Origin of the sequence: Shewanella sp. MF08487 (assembly GCF_050848685.1) — a bacterium.
In the GTDB taxonomy this organism is placed as follows: Bacteria; Pseudomonadota; Gammaproteobacteria; order Enterobacterales; family Shewanellaceae; genus Shewanella; species Shewanella glacialipiscicola.
In genome coordinates this window covers 1-15,648 of sequence record NZ_JBOZPB010000041.1, presented here as the reverse complement: position 1 = coordinate 15,648, position 15,648 = coordinate 1, and the positions used below count along the sequence as shown (strand labels likewise).

Below are 15,648 nucleotides of genomic sequence, written 5' to 3'. Positions count from 1 at the left end.
AAGGTTTACGCTTCGCTATTCGTGAAGGTGGCCGTACAGTAGGTGCTGGTGTAGTAGCGAAAATTTTTGCTTAATAGCAAAGATTAGCAACACACAAAAAAGGAAGCTAAGGCTTCCTTTTTTATTTCAGGGCTGGCGCTTTAAGTAAAAATGTGTAGAATGCGCCTCACTCTGAAGTTAAATAGTTATTTGATGACTATTTACACAGCGGGCTTGATATCCAGATTTACATAGGTATAATGACCCCCTCGTCGACTTAGGTTGACGAATTAAATGATTAGTCCATTAAGTTAATCATTATCACAGCGGCTCCGATTGGGAGTCGAACGGTTAAATCATCTCGCTCTGCTTTTCCATTTGGAAGAAGCTAGAGGGTGATTTTTTATATGTCCATTTTAGGAGCTCTGGTCAATGCAGAACCAAAGAATCCGTATCCGCTTAAAGGGATTTGATCATCGTTTAATTGATCAGTCTACAGCGGAAATCGTTGAAACTGCTAAACGTACAGGCGCTCAAGTACGTGGTCCAATTCCACTACCTACGCGTAAAGAACGTTATACCATTTTGATCTCTCCGCACGTTAATAAAGATGCTCGTGACCAGTACGAATTACGTACACACAAGCGCCTGGTTGACATCGTAGAGCCAACTGAAAAGACTGTAGACGCGTTAATGCGTTTAGATCTTGCGGCTGGTGTCGACGTACAGATTAGCTTGGGTTAATTGAGATCCTAGTAAGAAGAGGTTTGAGAGATGGCTATCGGTCTTATTGGTCGTAAAGTTGGTATGACTCGCATCTTCACCGAAGATGGTGTTTCAATACCAGTTACTGTAATTGAAGTTGCAGGCAACCGTGTTACTCAAGTGAAAACTTTAGAAACTGACGGCTACCGTGCACTTCAAGTTACAACTGGCACCAAAAAAGCTAATCGCATCACTAAACCAGAAGCAGGTCACTTTGCTAAGAGCGGCGTTGAAGCCGGTCGTGGTTTGTGGGAAATGCGTTTGGTAGACGGTGAAGGCGAGGGCATTGAAGTTGGTGCTGAGCTAAATGTTGATATTTTCGCTGATGTAGCGAAAGTAGACGTTACTGGTCAATCAAAAGGTAAAGGCTTCCAAGGCGGTGTTAAGCGTTGGAACTTCCGTACTCAAGATATGACTCACGGTAACTCTTTGTCGCACCGCTCGAATGGTTCTATCGGTCAGAACCAAACGCCGGGTCGCGTATTCAAAGGCAAAAAAATGTCAGGCCATATGGGTGCTGAGCGTGTTACAACTCAAAATCTAGTTGTTGTTCGTGTAGATGTTGAGCGTAACCTGCTACTAGTCCGTGGCGCTGTTCCTGGCGCTACCAATGGCGACTTGATTATCAAGCCGGCCGTTAAAGCTTAAGGTCTGAGGAGATAGTAATGGAATTGGTATTGAAAGACGCGCAAAGCGCTCTTGAAGTTTCCGAAACTACCTTCGGCCGTGACTTTAACGAGGCACTGGTTCATCAGGTAGTTGTAGCGTACGCTGCAAACGCGCGTCAGGGCACTCGTGCTCAAAAGACTCGTGCGGAAGTAACTGGCTCAGGCAAAAAGCCTTGGCGTCAAAAAGGAACTGGCCGTGCTCGTGCTGGTTCTGTTAAAGGCCCAATCTGGCGTGGCGGTGGCGTAACATTCGCTGCTAAAACTCAAGATCATAGCCAAAAAGTTAACAAAAAGATGTACCGCGGAGCGCTGAGAAGCATTCTGTCTGAATTGGTACGTCAAGAGCGTCTAGTTGTTGTTGAATCATTCGGTGTTGAAGCTCCTAAAACTAAAGAGCTGAAAGCCAAATTAAAAGCAATGAACCTAGAAGACGTTCTAATTGTGACTGCAGAAGTTGATGAGAACTTATTCTTAGCAGCTCGTAACCTGTACAAAGTTGACGTTCGTGACGTAGCGGGTCTTGACCCAGTTAGTCTTATTGCGTTCAACACTGTGCTTGTGACTGCTGACGCAGTGAAGCAAATCGAGGAGATGCTAGCATGATGATCCGCGAAGAACGTTTGCTAAAAGTCATTCTCGCTCCACATATCTCTGAAAAGAGCACTGTGAACGCTGAGAAGCACAACACTGTTGTTTTCCGCGTAGCTATCGATGCAACTAAAGCTGAAATTAAAGCTGCTGTTGCTATGCTATTTGAAGTTGAAGTTGATTCAGTTCGCACTTTAGTAAGCAAAGGCAAAACTAAGCGCACGGGTGGCCGTACTGGTCGTCGTAGCGATTGGAAAAAAGCCTATGTTACTCTAGCTGCTGGTGCTGACATCGATTTCGTCGGCGGCGCTGAGTAAGCAAAGGAGAATTATCATGGCAGTTATTAAGTGTAAGCCAACCTCTCCAGGTCGTCGCCACGTAGTTAAAGTGGTGAACACTGACCTGCATAAGGGTAAACCCTTTGCTGGCCTGTTGGCGAAAAAATCTAAAAGTGGTGGCCGTAACAATACTGGTCGTATCACGGTCCGTCACGTAGGTGGTGGTCATAAGCAGCATTATCGTCTAATCGACTTCAAACGCGATAAAGATGGTATTCCTGCAAAGATTGAGCGTCTGGAATATGATCCAAACCGCACAGCTAACATCGCGTTAGTATTGTATGCGGATGGTGAACGTCGTTATATTCTTGCTGCCAAAGGCATGCAAGCTGGCGATAAGATCCAGTCTGGTGTTGCTGCCGAAATTAAAACCGGTAACGCAATGCCACTGCGCAACGTGCCTGTAGGTTCTGTTGTACACGCAGTTGAAATGAAGCCTGGTAAAGGTGCTCAGATCGCTCGTTCAGCAGGTGCTTATGCACAAGTTGTTGCTCGTGATGGCGCATATGCCACTCTACGTCTTCGCTCTGGCGAAATGCGTAAAGTGCCAGTTGATTGCCGTGCGACATTTGGTGAAGTTGGTAATGCCGAACACATGCTACGCCAGTTAGGTAAAGCAGGTGCTAACCGCTGGAGAGGCATACGTCCTACAGTGCGTGGTGTTGCAATGAACCCAGTAGACCATCCACACGGTGGTGGTGAAGGCCGTACTTCTGGTGGTCGTCACCCAGTGACTCCATGGGGTGTGCCAACTAAGGGTTATAAAACTCGTAGTAACAAGCGCACTGACAAGTACATCGTACGTCGTCGTAATAAATAGTAAGAGGATTCGCCATGCCACGTTCTCTCAAGAAAGGTCCCTTCATTGACCTGCACTTGCTGAAGAAGGTAGAGAAAGCGATGGAAGCCGGTGACAAAAAGCCTATTAAGACTTGGTCACGTCGCTCTATGATCATTCCAAATATGATTGGTTTGACCATCGCTGTCCATAATGGTCGTCAGCACGTTCCTGTGTTCGTAACTGACGAAATGATTGGCCACAAACTTGGTGAATTTTCACCAACTCGCACTTATCGTGGCCATGCCGCTGATAAGAAAGCGAAGAAGCGTTAATACGGGAGGAATAAGATGGAAGTTTTAGCTAAACATCGTTTTGCCCGTACGTCTGCGCAGAAGGCCCGTCTGGTTGCTGATCAAATTCGTGGATTGCCTGTTGCTAAGGCACTCGAGATTTTGACTTTCAGCCCCAAGAAAGCCGCCGTACTGGTTAAAAAAGTACTTGACTCAGCTATCGCAAACGCCGAACACAACGAAGGTGCGGATATTGATGAGCTTAAAGTAGGAGCCGTCTTCGTAGATGAAGGCCCAACTATGAAGCGTATCATGCCACGTGCCAAAGGCCGCGCTGATCGTATCATGAAGCGTACCAGCCACATTACTGTGGTTGTATCAGATCGCTAGGAGAGAGCAATGGGACAGAAAGTACATCCTAATGGTATCCGTTTGGGTATCACTAAGCCTTGGATCTCTACCTGGTACGCAGATAAATCAGATTACGCAAATAATCTGAACAGCGACTGGGAAGTGCGTAAGTTTCTTGTAGAGAAATTACAAGCTGCTTCAGTATCTAAGATTGTTATCGAGCGTCCAGCGAAAAGCATCCGCGTTACCATTCACACTGCCCGTCCAGGCGTTGTGATTGGTAAGAAAGGTGAAGACGTTGAAGTATTGCGTGCTGCAGTTTCAAAACTTGCTGGCACTCCTGCTCAAATTAACATCGCTGAGATCCGTAAACCTGAGCTAGATGCCAAGTTAGTTGCTGACTCGATTGCACAGCAATTAGAGCGTCGCGTAATGTTCCGTCGTGCTATGAAGCGCGCAGTTCAAAACGCAATGCGTATTGGTGCTCAAGGTATCAAAGTACAAGTTAGTGGCCGTTTAGGCGGAGCTGAGATTGCGCGTGATGAGTGGTATCGTGAAGGTCGCGTACCTTTACATACTTTGCGTGCTGATATCGACTATTCAACATCTGAAAGTCACACCCAATACGGTGTGATCGGCGTTAAAGTTTGGATCTTCAAAGGTGAAGTTCTGGACGGAATGCTGCCACAGATTGAAGAGCCGAAGCAGCAGCAACCTAAGCGCAAGCCTCGTGGTAAATAGGAGAGCCGGCAATGCTGCAACCTAAACGTATGAAGTTTCGCAAGATGTTCAAAGGCCGTAACCGCGGTCTAGCGAACGGTACCGAAGTTAGCTTTGGTACTTTTGGTCTGAAAGCAGTCGGCCGTGGCCGTTTAACTGCACGTCAGATCGAATCTGCACGTCGTGCCATGACACGTCATATTAAGCGTCAGGGACAAATTTGGATTCGAGTTTTCCCGGACAAGCCAATTACCTCTAAGCCTCTTGAAGTGCGTATGGGTAAAGGTAAAGGTAACGTTGAATACTGGGTATGTCAGGTTCAACCTGGTAAGGTACTGTATGAGATGAATGGTGTTTCTGAAGTAATCGCTCGTGAAGCGTTTGCTTTGGCTGCTGCCAAGCTTCCAATCAAGACTACCTTCGTAACTAAGACGGTGATGTAATGAAAGCGAGCGAACTGAGAGAAAAGAGCGTTGAAGAACTGAACGCTGAACTACTTGGTCTGCTGCGTGAGCAGTTCAACCTGCGTATGCAACACGCCACTGGTCAGTTGACTCAGACTAATCAACTGAAATTAGTGCGCCGTAATATTGCGCGCGTTAAGACCATTATTACTTCTAAGGCGGGTGCGTAATGTCTGATAAAATCCGTACTTTGCAGGGTCGTGTAACTAGTAACAAAATGGACAAGTCCATTACTGTTGCTATCGAACGCCAAGTGAAACACCCAATTTATGGGAAATACATTAAGCGTACGACGAAGATCCATGCACATGACGAAACTAATCAGTGCAATGAAGGCGATTTAGTAGCGATTCGCGAATGTCGTCCTTTGTCTAAGACCAAGTCTTGGACCCTGGTTGAAGTAGTATCAAAGGCCTAAGTTAATTAGGTATTTAGGTAAACGGCTCCAGAATGTGGAGCCGTTTGTTTTTTAATACTATACATTCCACTTTTATGGTGTTATATTTGCGCGCCATTTTTGACTAAATTAATAGCAAAAATGAGTGTTTTTATAGTCCCAATAGTGGGAATTGTGTAGTAACGATAGCGGAGCACTTAAAATGATCCAAATGCAATCGACTCTTGACGTTGCTTGTAACAGCGGCGCACGCAGAGTTCAGTGTATTAAGGTCTTGGGTGGCTCTCATCGTCGTTATGCCGGTATCGGCGACATCATCAAAGTTTCTGTTAAAGAAGCGATTCCTCGCGCTAAAGCGAAGAAAGGCGATGTGTATAACGCGGTGGTAGTCCGTACTAAGAAAGGCGTACGTCGTCCAGACGGTTCTGTCATTCGCTTCGATCGGAATGCAGCGGTATTGCTTAACGGCAACCTGCAGCCGATTGGTACTCGTATCTTTGGACCAGTGACACGTGAATTGCGCAATGAGCAATTTATGAAAATTGTCTCGCTGGCACCAGAAGTACTGTAAGGAGCTTCAAAATGGCAGCAAAAATACGTCGTGAAGACGAAATAATTGTATTAGCAGGCAAAGACAAGGGTAAACGTGCAAAAGTTTCTCAAGTCCTTCCTACTGGTAAATTAATTGTTGAAGGCATCAATCTTGTCAAAAAACACCAAAAGCCAAACCCACAATTGGGCGTAGCTGGCGGTATTGTTGAGAAAGAAGCACCGATACAAGCATCAAATGTAGCGATTTTCAACTCTGCCACTGGCAAAGCTGATCGCGTTGGTTTCCGCTTTGAAGACGGCAAAAAAGTGCGTTTCTTCAAATCGAACAGTGAACTCGTTAAGTAATTGGAGTAAACGATGGCGAAACTGCATGATAAATACAAAGAGACTGTTGTCGCTGAACTTGCTAAAAAGTTTGGTTATACCAGTGTCATGCAAGTCCCTCGGATTGATAAAATCACCCTAAACATGGGTGTTGGCGAAGCTGTTGCAGACAAAAAAGTTATGGACCATGCTGTCCGTGATATGACTGCAATTGCTGGTCAAAAGCCAGTAGTGACTGTTGCTCGTAAGTCAGTTGCTGGTTTTAAAATCCGTGAAGGCTACCCTATTGGCTGTAAAGTGACCCTACGCGGTGAGCGTATGTGGGAATTCTTAGAGCGTTTAGTCGATATCGCAATCCCACGTATTCGTGACTTCCGTGGCTTAAGCGCTAAAGCGTTTGACGGCCGTGGTAACTACGCAATGGGCGTGCGTGAGCAGATCATCTTCCCAGAAATCGATTACGATAAAATCGATAAGATTCGTGGTATGGATATTGTTATCACTACTACTGCGAAGAATGATGAAGAAGGTCGTGCTTTGTTAGACGCTTTTAACTTCCCATTCAAGAAATAAGGGTAGCGTAATGGCAAAAACATCAATGAAAGCACGTGAAGCTAAACGTGCACAGCTCGTGGCCAAGTACGCTGAAAAGCGTGCGGCTCTTAAGACTATCATTGCAAGTCCAGCTTCTTCTGACGAAGACCGTTGGGATGCAGTACTTAAGCTGCAAGCTCTACCACGTGATTCCAGCGCTGCGCGTCAACGCAATCGTTGTAATCAAACTGGTCGCCCTCATGGCTTCTTACGTAAATTCGGCTTAAGCCGTATCAAATTACGTGAAGCAACCATGCGTGGTGAAGTTCCTGGCCTGCGTAAGGCCAGCTGGTAAGCACTTGTCACGGAGTAAGCTAATATGAGCATGCAAGATCCTATTGCGGATATGTTAACCCGTATTCGTAACGGCCAAGCTGCTAACCACGTATCGGTGACGATGCCTTCTGCTAAGTTAAAAGTCGCAATTGCGAAACTACTTAAAGATGAAGGTTATATCGCTGATTACGCCGTAGCAGATCAAGCCAAGCCTGAACTGGAAGTTACTTTAAAGTATTTCCAAGGCCAACCAGTCGTTGAGACTATCCAGCGTGTAAGTCGCCCTGGTCTTCGTATTTACAAAGGTAAAAACGAACTTCCAAAGGTGATGGGCGGTCTGGGTGTCGCAATTGTGTCCACTTCTAAAGGCTTGATGACTGATCGTGCCGCCCGCCTTGCAGGCATGGGTGGCGAGGTTATCTGCTACGTAGCTTAAGGAGCTAGGAATGTCTCGTGTAGCAAAAGCACCAGTATCTATTCCAGCTGGCGTAGAGGTGACCTTGAACGAACAGACACTTACCGTCAAAGGCGGAAAAGGTAGTCTGACTCGAGTGATCAACAATGCGGTCAATGTTGTTATTGAAGCTGGCGTAGTTAAGTTCCTCCCTGTTGAAGGCGTTGTTAACGCTTGGGCACAGGCCGGAACAACTCGTGCATTAGTAAACAACATGGTTGTTGGTGTATCTCAAGGTTTTGAGCGTAAATTAAAGTTAGTTGGCGTTGGTTACCGTGCGAAACTCGTCGGTACTGATATTGACCTTACTTTAGGTTTCTCTCATCCGTTAGTACACAAACTGCCCGCAGGCGTAACTGCAGAGTGCCCTAGCCAAACTGACATCGTCCTTCGTGGCGTTGATAAACAGTTAATTGGCCAAGTCGCTGCTGAGATTCGCGGATATCGTCCACCAGAGCCGTACAAAGGCAAAGGTGTTCGCTATGACGACGAAGTAGTACGCCGTAAAGAGGCTAAGAAGAAGTAGGTAACGCGATATGGATAAGAAAACATCTCGCTTACGTCGCGCTACCCGCGCTCGTAAGAAGATCCAAGAGCTGGGCGTGAATCGTCTGGTTGTACATCGTACACCGCGTCACATTTATGCTCAGGTGATTAATCCTGAAGCTCAGGTGTTGGCAGCTGCTTCAACCGTTGAAAAAGCGGTTAAAGAGCTACTGAAGAGTACCGGTAACGTAGACGCAGCGAAAGCAGTAGGTAAATTTGTTGCTGAGCGCGCGATCGAAAAAGGCGTGACTTCAGTTGCGTTCGATCGTTCTGGTTTCAAGTATCACGGTCGTGTAGCTGCTTTAGCAGATGCAGCTCGTGAAGCTGGCCTGAAGTTCTAAGGGGTTATAAAATGGCTAAATTAGAAGCTCAGCAAAAAGACGATCTGCAAGAGAAATTGATTGCAGTTAATCGTGTTTCTAAAGTAGTTAAAGGCGGTCGTATCTTTAGCTTCACAGCACTGACAGTAGTGGGTGACGGTAACGGTAAGATTGGCTACGGCTATGGTAAGGCACGTGAAGTTCCAGCAGCGATTCAAAAAGCTATGGAAAAAGCTCGTCGTAACATTGTGACCGTTGAGTTGAATGCAGGTACTCTGCATCACCCAGTTAAAGGTCGTCATACTGGTTCTCTTGTGTACATGCAACCTGCATCACAAGGTACTGGTATTATTGCCGGTGGCGCAATGCGTGCCGTATTGGAAGTAGCAGGCGTACATAACGTCCTGTCAAAAGCATACGGTTCTACTAACCCGATCAACATCGTTCGCGCGACTGTAGATGCACTGGTGCACATGAAGTCACCTGCGCAAATCGCAGCTAAGCGTGGCCTGAATGTTGACGAAATTCGGGGGTAATGCACCATGGCAACTAAAACTGTAAAAGTTACTCAGACTAAAAGCGGTATCGGTCGTTTACCGAAACACCGTGCTACCCTTACGGGTCTAGGTCTGCGTCGCATTGGTCACACTGTTGAACTGGAAGATACTCCTTCAGTTCGCGGCATGATCAACAAGGTCTACTACATGGTTAAAGTGGAGGATTAATAGATGCGTTTAAATACTCTATCTCCAGCTGCAGGCTCTAAGCATGCGCCAAAGCGTGTAGGCCGTGGTATAGGCTCAGGTCTAGGTAAAACAGCGGGTCGTGGTCATAAAGGCCAAAAGTCTCGTTCTGGTGGCGGTGTACGCCCAGGATTTGAAGGTGGTCAAATGCCACTGAAGATCCGTTTACCTAAATTTGGTTTTACCTCGCGTCGCGCTATGGTAACAGCTGAAGTTCGTGTACTCGAACTAGCAAAAGTTAACGGTGATGTTATCGACTTAAACGCTCTGAAAGATGCGAACGTTATTACTCGCAACATCCAGTTTGCGAAAATTGTTCTTTCAGGTACCATTGAGCGCCCTGTGACTGTTAAAGGTCTGAAGGTAACCAAAGGTGCACGTGCAGCTATTGAAGCTGCCGGCGGTAAGATCGAGGAATAATACGTCGATGGCAAAACCAGGACTTGATTCAAAAAGCGCGAAAGGTGGATTTTCTGAATTGAAAGCTCGCCTCCTGTTCGTGATTGGTGCGATTATCGTCTTTAGGGCCGGTTCGTTTGTGCCAATTCCTGGTATTGACGCAGCTGTATTAGCAGAGCTGTTTGCTCAGCAAAGCGGTACCATCCTTGGCATGTTTAATATGTTCTCGGGTGGTGCTCTTGAGCGTGCCTCTATCTTTGCATTAGGAATTATGCCGTATATTTCGGCATCGATTATTATGCAACTGTTGACTGTTGTGCATCCTGCACTCGCTGAATTGAAAAAAGAAGGCGAATCAGGACGTAAGAAAATCAGTCAATATACAAGATGGGGTACCTTAGTGCTGGGTACATTCCAGTCGATCGGTATTGCAACCGGGTTACCAAACTTAGTGCCAGGCCTTGTGGTCAACATTGGATTTGGATTTTACTTTGTTGCGGTTGTGAGTTTAGTTACTGGAACTATGTTCCTTATGTGGCTAGGTGAGCAGATTACCGAACGTGGTATAGGTAATGGTATCTCGATATTGATTTTCGCAGGTATTGTTGCTGGATTACCTTCCGCTATCGGCCAAACGGCTGAGCAGGCGCGTCAAGGTGACTTGAATGTGTTAGTATTGTTGTTGCTCGCGGTAATTGTGTTTGCAGTGACTTATTTTGTAGTGTTTGTGGAACGTGGTCAGCGTCGAATCGTCGTTAACTACGCTAAGCGTCAGCAAGGCCGTAAGGTATTCGCTGCGCAAAGTACCCACCTACCGCTTAAAATAAACATGGCAGGTGTTATTCCGCCAATTTTTGCGTCAAGCATCATTTTGTTTCCTGGAACACTGGCTCAGTGGTTCGGTCAAAATGAGTCTATGTCATGGTTAAGTGATTTTTCACTGGCTGTGTCACCAGGACAACCGCTTTACTCATTATTATATGCAACAGCGATTATCTTTTTCTGTTTCTTCTATACAGCGTTGGTATTTAACCCGCGTGAAACAGCAGATAACTTGAAGAAGAGTGGTGCATTCATCCCTGGGATCCGTCCTGGAGAACAGACTTCGCGTTACATTGATAAAGTTATGACCCGTTTGACATTAGCAGGCGCGTTATACATAACCTTTATCTGCTTAATTCCGGAGTTCATGTTAATCGCTTGGAAAGTACAGTTCTATTTTGGCGGTACTTCACTACTAATTATGGTAGTCGTGATCATGGACTTCATGGCTCAGGTTCAGACGCATATGATGTCTCATCAATATGAGTCTGTGATGAAGAAAGCTAACCTAGTAAACAAAGCGAATTTAGATCGCTTTGGTCGCTAAGTAGCTTTACGGAGTGATGAAATGAAAGTTCGAGCTTCCGTGAAGAAGATCTGCCGTAATTGCAAGATCGTCAAGCGTAGTGGTGTTGTACGCGTTATATGTGTTGAACCAAAACACAAACAGCGTCAAGGCTAAAAAGTAATTTGTTCAGCCCATGAATTGGGCTGAACAAAATTTTGTTTGCAAATCTGTTGACTGTCGAGTATCCTTTCGGGCTTTTCGCAGTTGGCCTTTAACTTTAAGGAGTGCATAGTGGCCCGTATCGCTGGCATTAACATTCCTGATCAAAAGCATACAGTCATCGCATTGACTGCAATTTTCGGCATCGGCCGTACTCGCGCTAGAGCAATCTGCGCGGCTACAGCAATAGCTGAAACTGCTAAGATCAAGGAATTGAGCGAAGCTCAAATAGATATACTACGCGAAGAAGTCGCCAAATACATTGTAGAAGGTGACTTGCGTCGTGAGATTTCAATGAACATCAAGCGTCTTATGGATCTTGGTTGTTATCGTGGTCTCCGCCATCGTCGTAGCCTGCCTCTCCGTGGGCAACGTACTAAGACCAATGCGCGTACGCGTAAAGGTCCACGTAAACCCATTAGAAAGTAACGGGAAGGTAAAGCAATGGCTAAAGTTCCGTCACGTTCTCCGCGTAAGCGCGTACGTAAACAGGTTGCAGATGGCATGGCTCATATCCATGCATCTTTCAACAACACTATTGTCACCATTACAGATCGTCAAGGTAATGCGTTGTCATGGGCTACTTCAGGTGGTTCAGGTTTCCGTGGTTCACGTAAATCTACTCCATTTGCTGCACAGGTAGCTGCTGAGCGTGCAGGTGCTGCTGCTCAAGACTACGGTTTAAAAAACCTTGAAGTGTTTGTGAAGGGTCCAGGTCCAGGTCGTGAGTCAGCCATTCGTGCGCTGAACGCTGTTGGTTATAAAATAACTAACATTACCGATGTGACGCCGATCCCTCATAATGGTTGTCGTCCTCCTAAAAAGCGTCGTGTATAACGTCGTTTCATTAGGATAGTTGGAGAAAGATCATGGCAAGATACTTGGGTCCCAAGCTCAAGCTCAGCCGCCGAGAAGGTACAGACCTTTTCTTAAAAAGCGGTGTGAGAGCAATCGATTCGAAGTGTAAACTGGAAACTGCACCTGGACAACATGGCGCTCGTAAGCCACGTTTATCAGAGTACGGCACTCAGTTACGCGAAAAACAAAAAGTTCGTCGTATTTATGGCGTGTTAGAAAAACAATTCCGTAACTACTACAAAGATGCTGCACGTACTAAAGGCAATACAGGCGAAAACCTGCTTCAGCTTTTAGAAATCCGTCTTGATAACGTCGTTTATCGTATGGGCTTCGGTGCAACTCGTGCAGAATCACGTCAGCTAGTAAGCCATAAATCAATTATGGTTAACGGTCGTGTTGTTAACATTCCATCATTCAAAGTGTCTGCGAATGATGTTGTAAGCATCCGCGAGAAGTCACGTACTCAAGCTCGTATTAAAGCGGCTTTAGAAGTGGCAGCTCAACGCGAGAAGCCTACATGGGTTGAAGTCGACAATGCGAAAATGGAAGGTGCTTTCAAGCGCGTTCCAGAACGTAGCGATTTGTCTGCGGAAATTAACGAACAGCTGATCGTCGAGCTTTACTCTAAGTAAAGCTAACAAACAAGAGAGGACACAATGCAGGGTTCTGTTACAGAATTTCTTAAACCGCGTCTCGTTGATATCGAGCAGGTTAACTCAACACGTGCCAAGGTTACATTGGAACCACTTGAGCGTGGTTTCGGCCACACTTTAGGTAACGCGTTGCGTCGCATCCTATTGTCGTCTATGCCCGGCTGCGCGGTTACCGAAGTCGAGATTGACGGTGTACTGCACGAATACAGCAGTAAGGAAGGCGTTCAAGAAGATATCCTTGAAATACTGTTAAATCTGAAAGGGTTAGCAGTGACTATCGAGGGTAAAGACGAGGCTATGCTTACGTTGAGCAAGTCCGGCGCAGGCCCTGTCATCGCAGCAGATATCACGCATGATGGTGATGTCACTATCGTGAATCCTGATCATATTATCTGTCATCTGACAGGTAATAATGATATCAGCATGCGTATTCGCGTTGAGCGTGGTCGTGGCTATGTACCAGCATCTGCTCGTGCACAGACCGAAGACGATGATCGCCCAATCGGCCGTTTGTTGGTTGACGCTTCTTTCTCGCCAGTTGCACGTATTGCCTACAATGTAGAAGCAGCACGTGTAGAACAGCGTACTGACTTAGATAAACTCGTTATCGATATGACCACAAACGGTACTATCGATCCTGAGGAAGCTATCCGTCGTTCTGCAACTATTCTGGCTGAACAGCTAGATGCATTTGTTGAACTACGTGACGTGTCTGAGCCAGAGTTGAAAGAAGAGAAACCGGAGTTCGATCCGATTCTGCTGCGTCCTGTCGACGATTTAGAGCTAACTGTACGTTCGGCTAACTGCTTGAAAGCCGAAGCGATTCATTACATCGGAGATCTGGTACAGCGTACTGAAGTTGAGTTGCTGAAGACCCCTAACTTAGGTAAGAAATCTCTTACTGAAATTAAGGACGTTTTAGCTTCTCGCGGACTGTCGTTAGGTATGCGTCTGGAAAACTGGCCTCCAGCTAGTTTAGCAGATGACCTATAAGTCTCAGGTTTGTACAGATTTAGGTTATAAGGATTAGGTCATGCGCCATCGTAAGAGTGGTCGTCAACTAAACCGTAACAGCAGTCATCGCCAAGCCATGTTTCGCAACATGGCCGGTTCACTAGTTCGTCATGAGATCATCAAGACAACTGTGGCCAAAGCGAAAGAACTGCGTCGCGTAGTTGAGCCTCTGATAACACTTGCTAAGAGTGACAGCGTTGCAAACCGTCGTTTAGCGTTTGCACGTACTCGCGACGCTGAAGTCGTCGGTAAGTTATTTACTGAGTTGGGTCCACGTTACCAGGAACGTCCTGGTGGCTATACCCGTATCCTTAAGTGCGGTTTACGTGCTGGTGATAAAGCCCCTATGGCTTACATCGAGCTAGTTGGTCGCCCAGAAGCTGCTCAAGCTGTTGATGTTGAAGCTGAGTAAGTTAAGGTTACACTTCTAAAAAGCCGGGCATAGCCCGGCTTTTTTATGTCTTTTTTACATGCTTATGTACTTAACTCGGTAAGAATGTTCTGGCGCATTAATTATTGCTAAATTCAACAGCCTGTTAGGTATATCTCGCTCCATCTCCCTGCGATTGAACCGATAACAGAACTTATTAAGGTATTCTTGAAGAAACTTACCTGTGACACAGTGAAATGTCCCCAGCAAAAATGCCTTCAAATTACCAATAGCAATATGAACCCAAGGCAGCCATTCATCAACAAGCTCACTGGGCGTGACCCTTGCTTCATGTTGTTGAGTCTTATCTATAATATTCAATGCGGGTAAACCGTCTGCATGCACTTTCTGCGGTATCGTTAAATGTTTAGCAACAAACTGTTCAACGTTATCATGGCAAACACTATTGACGGCCAGCATAGCAATAAAACCCGCCTTTTTCCTTTGCTTTCAACGGCAACTAAAACGGAAGTTTTGCCTGCTGCACCCCGTCCACGTTTGCCCTTCCTTTTGCCACCCACCAAGGCATCATCAATTTCAATGACGCCAGACAGCCTATATAGGCTATCCCTATGGCCCATCGCCGTTCTCAGCTTACTTAATATCAAGCGTGCGGTTCGCCAATTAACTTCTATGAGCTTGCTCAATCTCAATGCTGAAATACTGCCTTTATCCGAGCCTAAAAAGTAGATAGTTCAAAACCATTTGGTTAAAGGGACACGACTGCCATTACCGATGTTTGTTTATGACATTGACTACATTCATATCACTGGCGAGTGGTAAGCTCATAGGCATGCTCACCGCTGCATCTAGGGCTCTAGGGCACATAAAACCATTAGGCCATCTCATTTTCTTAATGTGATTTAAGCAATCAGTTTCAGAATTGAATTGACCTTGCCACTCGAAAAAGCTCGCTTCAGGCATTTTCATAGTAAATCTCACTGCTAAGTTTGATTTAGACTATAAGAATGGGCCAAAACTGATTCAGGTGCAGAGGCATGTTATAATTATAGCTTTGCTCCCTTAGTAATGTTGATTAAGCCATTTAGACTTACTCCCTTGTTATCGTTTTTGAATGTGTGATTTAAAATTTGTACACTAAATGGTGTCGTTATGGTGTCGTTATGGTGTCGTTATGGTGTCGTTTTTTATTTAATCTCGGTTTAGAAAAAGTGGATTTTGAATAGGATTGTGGATAAGTCTGGGGGTAAGCGGTGGGTAGGGTGTGGCTAGTGTAGATATCGGTAATTAATGGCTAATTTCGCGAAAAAAGCCCTTGCACAAAATCTCCTGCTGCCTATAATGCGCATCCACTGACACGGCAGACAGCGAAAGCTAGCTGGCGAGTTAGGTTGAATTGAGCATGTTACTCTCTGTTGAGAATAGCACTTAAATCAACAGCAGCAAGAAGTTGTAAAAACTCCTTGACGCACAATGGGAAATGCGTAGAATACGCAGCCCTAGCCATCTGGAAGCATTCGATGCTCAGTGTGGTACTCAAGTTCTCTAATGAGATTGAGTTGCTCTTTAACAATATAAAACAAGAAATCTGTGTGGACACTCACAGGTGTTGAGTTAATCGAAACTGCTTAGCC

29 protein-coding genes and 1 pseudogene are annotated in these 15,648 nt (G+C 45.7%); 29 read left to right on the top strand and 1 reads right to left on the bottom strand.

Annotated elements, in window-relative coordinates; translation table 11 throughout:
• The 29 genes from ACRN9H_RS19120 to rplQ all read left to right on the top strand — a co-directional run.
• A partial coding sequence (locus tag ACRN9H_RS19120; protein WP_432315770.1) for a hypothetical protein occupies positions 1-74 on the top strand: 74 nt, incomplete at its 5' end.
• Positions 75-411: 337 nt separating this feature from the next.
• Positions 412-723: a 30S ribosomal protein S10 gene (gene rpsJ / locus ACRN9H_RS19115; protein ID WP_006083601.1), complete on the top strand. Its 312-nt coding sequence runs from the start codon at positions 412-414 to the stop codon at positions 721-723.
• A gap of 30 nt (positions 724-753) precedes the next feature.
• Positions 754-1,392 (top strand): 50S ribosomal protein L3, encoded by a 639-nt coding sequence (gene rplC / locus ACRN9H_RS19110; protein ID WP_006083600.1) that lies wholly within the window; start codon positions 754-756, stop codon positions 1,390-1,392.
• A 17-nt stretch (positions 1,393-1,409) separates the two neighbouring features.
• Positions 1,410-2,015, top strand: a complete 606-nt coding sequence (gene rplD, locus ACRN9H_RS19105; protein WP_076502265.1) for a 50S ribosomal protein L4 — start codon at positions 1,410-1,412, stop codon at positions 2,013-2,015.
• Positions 2,015-2,317: a 50S ribosomal protein L23 gene (gene rplW, locus ACRN9H_RS19100; RefSeq protein WP_220772933.1), complete on the top strand. Its 303-nt coding sequence runs from the start codon at positions 2,015-2,017 to the stop codon at positions 2,315-2,317. Before rplD ends, rplW begins: the two co-directional genes overlap by 1 nt.
• Before the next feature lie 16 nt (positions 2,318-2,333).
• Positions 2,334-3,158 carry a 50S ribosomal protein L2 gene (gene rplB, locus ACRN9H_RS19095; protein ID WP_432315777.1) on the top strand — a complete coding sequence of 275 codons (825 nt, stop codon included), beginning with the start codon at positions 2,334-2,336 and terminating at the stop codon, positions 3,156-3,158.
• Between the two features lie 14 nt (positions 3,159-3,172).
• The gene (gene rpsS / locus ACRN9H_RS19090; protein WP_006083596.1) at positions 3,173-3,451 is read left to right on the top strand and encodes a 30S ribosomal protein S19; all 279 of its coding nucleotides are present in this window, start codon (positions 3,173-3,175) and stop codon (positions 3,449-3,451) included.
• A 15-nt stretch (positions 3,452-3,466) separates the two neighbouring features.
• A complete protein-coding gene (gene rplV / locus ACRN9H_RS19085; protein ID WP_006083595.1) occupies positions 3,467-3,799 on the top strand; it encodes a 50S ribosomal protein L22 in 333 nt (110 codons plus the stop codon).
• Positions 3,800-3,808: 9 nt separating this feature from the next.
• A complete protein-coding gene (gene rpsC, locus ACRN9H_RS19080) occupies positions 3,809-4,501 on the top strand; it encodes a 30S ribosomal protein S3 (protein ID WP_011787574.1) in 693 nt (230 codons plus the stop codon).
• Between the two features lie 11 nt (positions 4,502-4,512).
• Positions 4,513-4,923: a 50S ribosomal protein L16 gene (gene rplP / locus ACRN9H_RS19075; protein ID WP_076502261.1), complete on the top strand. Its 411-nt coding sequence runs from the start codon at positions 4,513-4,515 to the stop codon at positions 4,921-4,923.
• A complete protein-coding gene (gene rpmC, locus ACRN9H_RS19070; protein WP_006083592.1) occupies positions 4,923-5,114 on the top strand; it encodes a 50S ribosomal protein L29 in 192 nt (63 codons plus the stop codon). The genes rplP and rpmC overlap by 1 nt, the downstream gene beginning before the upstream one ends.
• Positions 5,114-5,362 carry a 30S ribosomal protein S17 gene (gene rpsQ, locus ACRN9H_RS19065; RefSeq protein WP_006083591.1) on the top strand — a complete coding sequence of 83 codons (249 nt, stop codon included), beginning with the start codon at positions 5,114-5,116 and terminating at the stop codon, positions 5,360-5,362. Before rpmC ends, rpsQ begins: the two co-directional genes overlap by 1 nt.
• 181 nt (positions 5,363-5,543) lie before the next feature.
• The gene (rplN, locus tag ACRN9H_RS19060) at positions 5,544-5,912 is read left to right on the top strand and encodes a 50S ribosomal protein L14 (protein ID WP_076502259.1); all 369 of its coding nucleotides are present in this window, start codon (positions 5,544-5,546) and stop codon (positions 5,910-5,912) included.
• Between the two features lie 11 nt (positions 5,913-5,923).
• A complete protein-coding gene (gene rplX, locus ACRN9H_RS19055) occupies positions 5,924-6,238 on the top strand; it encodes a 50S ribosomal protein L24 (RefSeq protein ID WP_220772923.1) in 315 nt (104 codons plus the stop codon).
• A gap of 12 nt (positions 6,239-6,250) precedes the next feature.
• Positions 6,251-6,790 (top strand): 50S ribosomal protein L5, encoded by a 540-nt coding sequence (gene rplE / locus ACRN9H_RS19050; protein WP_220772922.1) that lies wholly within the window; start codon positions 6,251-6,253, stop codon positions 6,788-6,790.
• A gap of 10 nt (positions 6,791-6,800) precedes the next feature.
• Positions 6,801-7,106, top strand: coding sequence for a 30S ribosomal protein S14 (gene rpsN, locus ACRN9H_RS19045; RefSeq protein ID WP_006083587.1), 306 nt, complete (start codon positions 6,801-6,803; stop codon positions 7,104-7,106).
• A gap of 24 nt (positions 7,107-7,130) precedes the next feature.
• The gene (gene rpsH, locus ACRN9H_RS19040; protein ID WP_076502251.1) at positions 7,131-7,523 is read left to right on the top strand and encodes a 30S ribosomal protein S8; all 393 of its coding nucleotides are present in this window, start codon (positions 7,131-7,133) and stop codon (positions 7,521-7,523) included.
• Between the two features lie 10 nt (positions 7,524-7,533).
• Entirely contained in the window at positions 7,534-8,067 is a 534-nt protein-coding gene (gene rplF, locus ACRN9H_RS19035) for a 50S ribosomal protein L6 (RefSeq protein WP_432315775.1), read from the top strand.
• Between the two features lie 10 nt (positions 8,068-8,077).
• On the top strand, positions 8,078-8,428 hold the full coding sequence (gene rplR, locus ACRN9H_RS19030; protein WP_006083584.1) for a 50S ribosomal protein L18: 351 nt from the start codon (positions 8,078-8,080) through the stop codon (positions 8,426-8,428).
• A gap of 11 nt (positions 8,429-8,439) precedes the next feature.
• Positions 8,440-8,943 (top strand): 30S ribosomal protein S5, encoded by a 504-nt coding sequence (gene rpsE / locus ACRN9H_RS19025; RefSeq protein WP_076502247.1) that lies wholly within the window; start codon positions 8,440-8,442, stop codon positions 8,941-8,943.
• 6 nt (positions 8,944-8,949) lie between these two features.
• Positions 8,950-9,132, top strand: coding sequence for a 50S ribosomal protein L30 (gene rpmD / locus ACRN9H_RS19020; protein ID WP_006083582.1), 183 nt, complete (start codon positions 8,950-8,952; stop codon positions 9,130-9,132).
• 3 nt (positions 9,133-9,135) lie between these two features.
• A complete protein-coding gene (gene rplO, locus ACRN9H_RS19015) occupies positions 9,136-9,570 on the top strand; it encodes a 50S ribosomal protein L15 (protein ID WP_076502245.1) in 435 nt (144 codons plus the stop codon).
• A gap of 7 nt (positions 9,571-9,577) precedes the next feature.
• Complete coding sequence (gene secY / locus ACRN9H_RS19010; protein ID WP_432315773.1) at positions 9,578-10,918, top strand: preprotein translocase subunit SecY; 1,341 nt, start codon at positions 9,578-9,580, stop codon at positions 10,916-10,918.
• Positions 10,919-10,939: 21 nt separating this feature from the next.
• On the top strand, positions 10,940-11,053 hold the full coding sequence (rpmJ, locus tag ACRN9H_RS19005) for a 50S ribosomal protein L36 (RefSeq protein ID WP_006083579.1): 114 nt from the start codon (positions 10,940-10,942) through the stop codon (positions 11,051-11,053).
• Between the two features lie 117 nt (positions 11,054-11,170).
• Positions 11,171-11,527, top strand: a complete 357-nt coding sequence (gene rpsM / locus ACRN9H_RS19000) for a 30S ribosomal protein S13 (protein WP_006083578.1) — start codon at positions 11,171-11,173, stop codon at positions 11,525-11,527.
• A gap of 15 nt (positions 11,528-11,542) precedes the next feature.
• On the top strand, positions 11,543-11,935 hold the full coding sequence (gene rpsK, locus ACRN9H_RS18995; RefSeq protein ID WP_006083577.1) for a 30S ribosomal protein S11: 393 nt from the start codon (positions 11,543-11,545) through the stop codon (positions 11,933-11,935).
• Between the two features lie 32 nt (positions 11,936-11,967).
• The gene (rpsD, locus tag ACRN9H_RS18990) at positions 11,968-12,588 is read left to right on the top strand and encodes a 30S ribosomal protein S4 (protein ID WP_432315771.1); all 621 of its coding nucleotides are present in this window, start codon (positions 11,968-11,970) and stop codon (positions 12,586-12,588) included.
• Positions 12,589-12,612: 24 nt separating this feature from the next.
• The gene (locus tag ACRN9H_RS18985) at positions 12,613-13,602 is read left to right on the top strand and encodes a DNA-directed RNA polymerase subunit alpha (RefSeq protein ID WP_076502240.1); all 990 of its coding nucleotides are present in this window, start codon (positions 12,613-12,615) and stop codon (positions 13,600-13,602) included.
• Between the two features lie 40 nt (positions 13,603-13,642).
• A complete protein-coding gene (rplQ, locus tag ACRN9H_RS18980) occupies positions 13,643-14,035 on the top strand; it encodes a 50S ribosomal protein L17 (protein ID WP_076502238.1) in 393 nt (130 codons plus the stop codon).
• 54 nt (positions 14,036-14,089) lie between these two features.
• Here the strand turns inward: rplQ and ACRN9H_RS18975 are convergent.
• A pseudogene (locus ACRN9H_RS18975) lies at positions 14,090-14,983 on the bottom strand (IS1595 family transposase).
• Between the last annotated feature and the right edge of the window lie 665 nt (positions 14,984-15,648).

What these genes read in the sequence shown, in the direction of transcription:
- rpsJ (WP_006083601.1), top strand. Translation starts at nt 412, where the DNA reads ATGCAGAACCAAAGAATCCGTATCCGCTTAAAGGGATTTGATCATCGT.
- rplC (WP_006083600.1), top strand. Translation starts at nt 754, where the DNA reads ATGGCTATCGGTCTTATTGGTCGTAAAGTTGGTATGACTCGCATCTTC.
- rplD (WP_076502265.1), top strand. Translation starts at nt 1,410, where the DNA reads ATGGAATTGGTATTGAAAGACGCGCAAAGCGCTCTTGAAGTTTCCGAA.
- rplW (WP_220772933.1), top strand. Translation starts at nt 2,015, where the DNA reads ATGATCCGCGAAGAACGTTTGCTAAAAGTCATTCTCGCTCCACATATC.
- rplB (WP_432315777.1), top strand. Translation starts at nt 2,334, where the DNA reads ATGGCAGTTATTAAGTGTAAGCCAACCTCTCCAGGTCGTCGCCACGTA.
- rpsS (WP_006083596.1), top strand. Translation starts at nt 3,173, where the DNA reads ATGCCACGTTCTCTCAAGAAAGGTCCCTTCATTGACCTGCACTTGCTG.
- rplV (WP_006083595.1), top strand. Translation starts at nt 3,467, where the DNA reads ATGGAAGTTTTAGCTAAACATCGTTTTGCCCGTACGTCTGCGCAGAAG.
- rpsC (WP_011787574.1), top strand. Translation starts at nt 3,809, where the DNA reads ATGGGACAGAAAGTACATCCTAATGGTATCCGTTTGGGTATCACTAAG.
- rplP (WP_076502261.1), top strand. Translation starts at nt 4,513, where the DNA reads ATGCTGCAACCTAAACGTATGAAGTTTCGCAAGATGTTCAAAGGCCGT.
- rpmC (WP_006083592.1), top strand. Translation starts at nt 4,923, where the DNA reads ATGAAAGCGAGCGAACTGAGAGAAAAGAGCGTTGAAGAACTGAACGCT.
- rpsQ (WP_006083591.1), top strand. Translation starts at nt 5,114, where the DNA reads ATGTCTGATAAAATCCGTACTTTGCAGGGTCGTGTAACTAGTAACAAA.
- rplN (WP_076502259.1), top strand. Translation starts at nt 5,544, where the DNA reads ATGATCCAAATGCAATCGACTCTTGACGTTGCTTGTAACAGCGGCGCA.
- rplX (WP_220772923.1), top strand. Translation starts at nt 5,924, where the DNA reads ATGGCAGCAAAAATACGTCGTGAAGACGAAATAATTGTATTAGCAGGC.
- rplE (WP_220772922.1), top strand. Translation starts at nt 6,251, where the DNA reads ATGGCGAAACTGCATGATAAATACAAAGAGACTGTTGTCGCTGAACTT.
- rpsN (WP_006083587.1), top strand. Translation starts at nt 6,801, where the DNA reads ATGGCAAAAACATCAATGAAAGCACGTGAAGCTAAACGTGCACAGCTC.
- rpsH (WP_076502251.1), top strand. Translation starts at nt 7,131, where the DNA reads ATGAGCATGCAAGATCCTATTGCGGATATGTTAACCCGTATTCGTAAC.
- rplF (WP_432315775.1), top strand. Translation starts at nt 7,534, where the DNA reads ATGTCTCGTGTAGCAAAAGCACCAGTATCTATTCCAGCTGGCGTAGAG.
- rplR (WP_006083584.1), top strand. Translation starts at nt 8,078, where the DNA reads ATGGATAAGAAAACATCTCGCTTACGTCGCGCTACCCGCGCTCGTAAG.
- rpsE (WP_076502247.1), top strand. Translation starts at nt 8,440, where the DNA reads ATGGCTAAATTAGAAGCTCAGCAAAAAGACGATCTGCAAGAGAAATTG.
- rpmD (WP_006083582.1), top strand. Translation starts at nt 8,950, where the DNA reads ATGGCAACTAAAACTGTAAAAGTTACTCAGACTAAAAGCGGTATCGGT.
- rplO (WP_076502245.1), top strand. Translation starts at nt 9,136, where the DNA reads ATGCGTTTAAATACTCTATCTCCAGCTGCAGGCTCTAAGCATGCGCCA.
- secY (WP_432315773.1), top strand. Translation starts at nt 9,578, where the DNA reads ATGGCAAAACCAGGACTTGATTCAAAAAGCGCGAAAGGTGGATTTTCT.
- rpmJ (WP_006083579.1), top strand. Translation starts at nt 10,940, where the DNA reads ATGAAAGTTCGAGCTTCCGTGAAGAAGATCTGCCGTAATTGCAAGATC.
- rpsK (WP_006083577.1), top strand. Translation starts at nt 11,543, where the DNA reads ATGGCTAAAGTTCCGTCACGTTCTCCGCGTAAGCGCGTACGTAAACAG.
- rpsD (WP_432315771.1), top strand. Translation starts at nt 11,968, where the DNA reads ATGGCAAGATACTTGGGTCCCAAGCTCAAGCTCAGCCGCCGAGAAGGT.
- ACRN9H_RS18985 (WP_076502240.1), top strand. Translation starts at nt 12,613, where the DNA reads ATGCAGGGTTCTGTTACAGAATTTCTTAAACCGCGTCTCGTTGATATC.
- rplQ (WP_076502238.1), top strand. Translation starts at nt 13,643, where the DNA reads ATGCGCCATCGTAAGAGTGGTCGTCAACTAAACCGTAACAGCAGTCAT.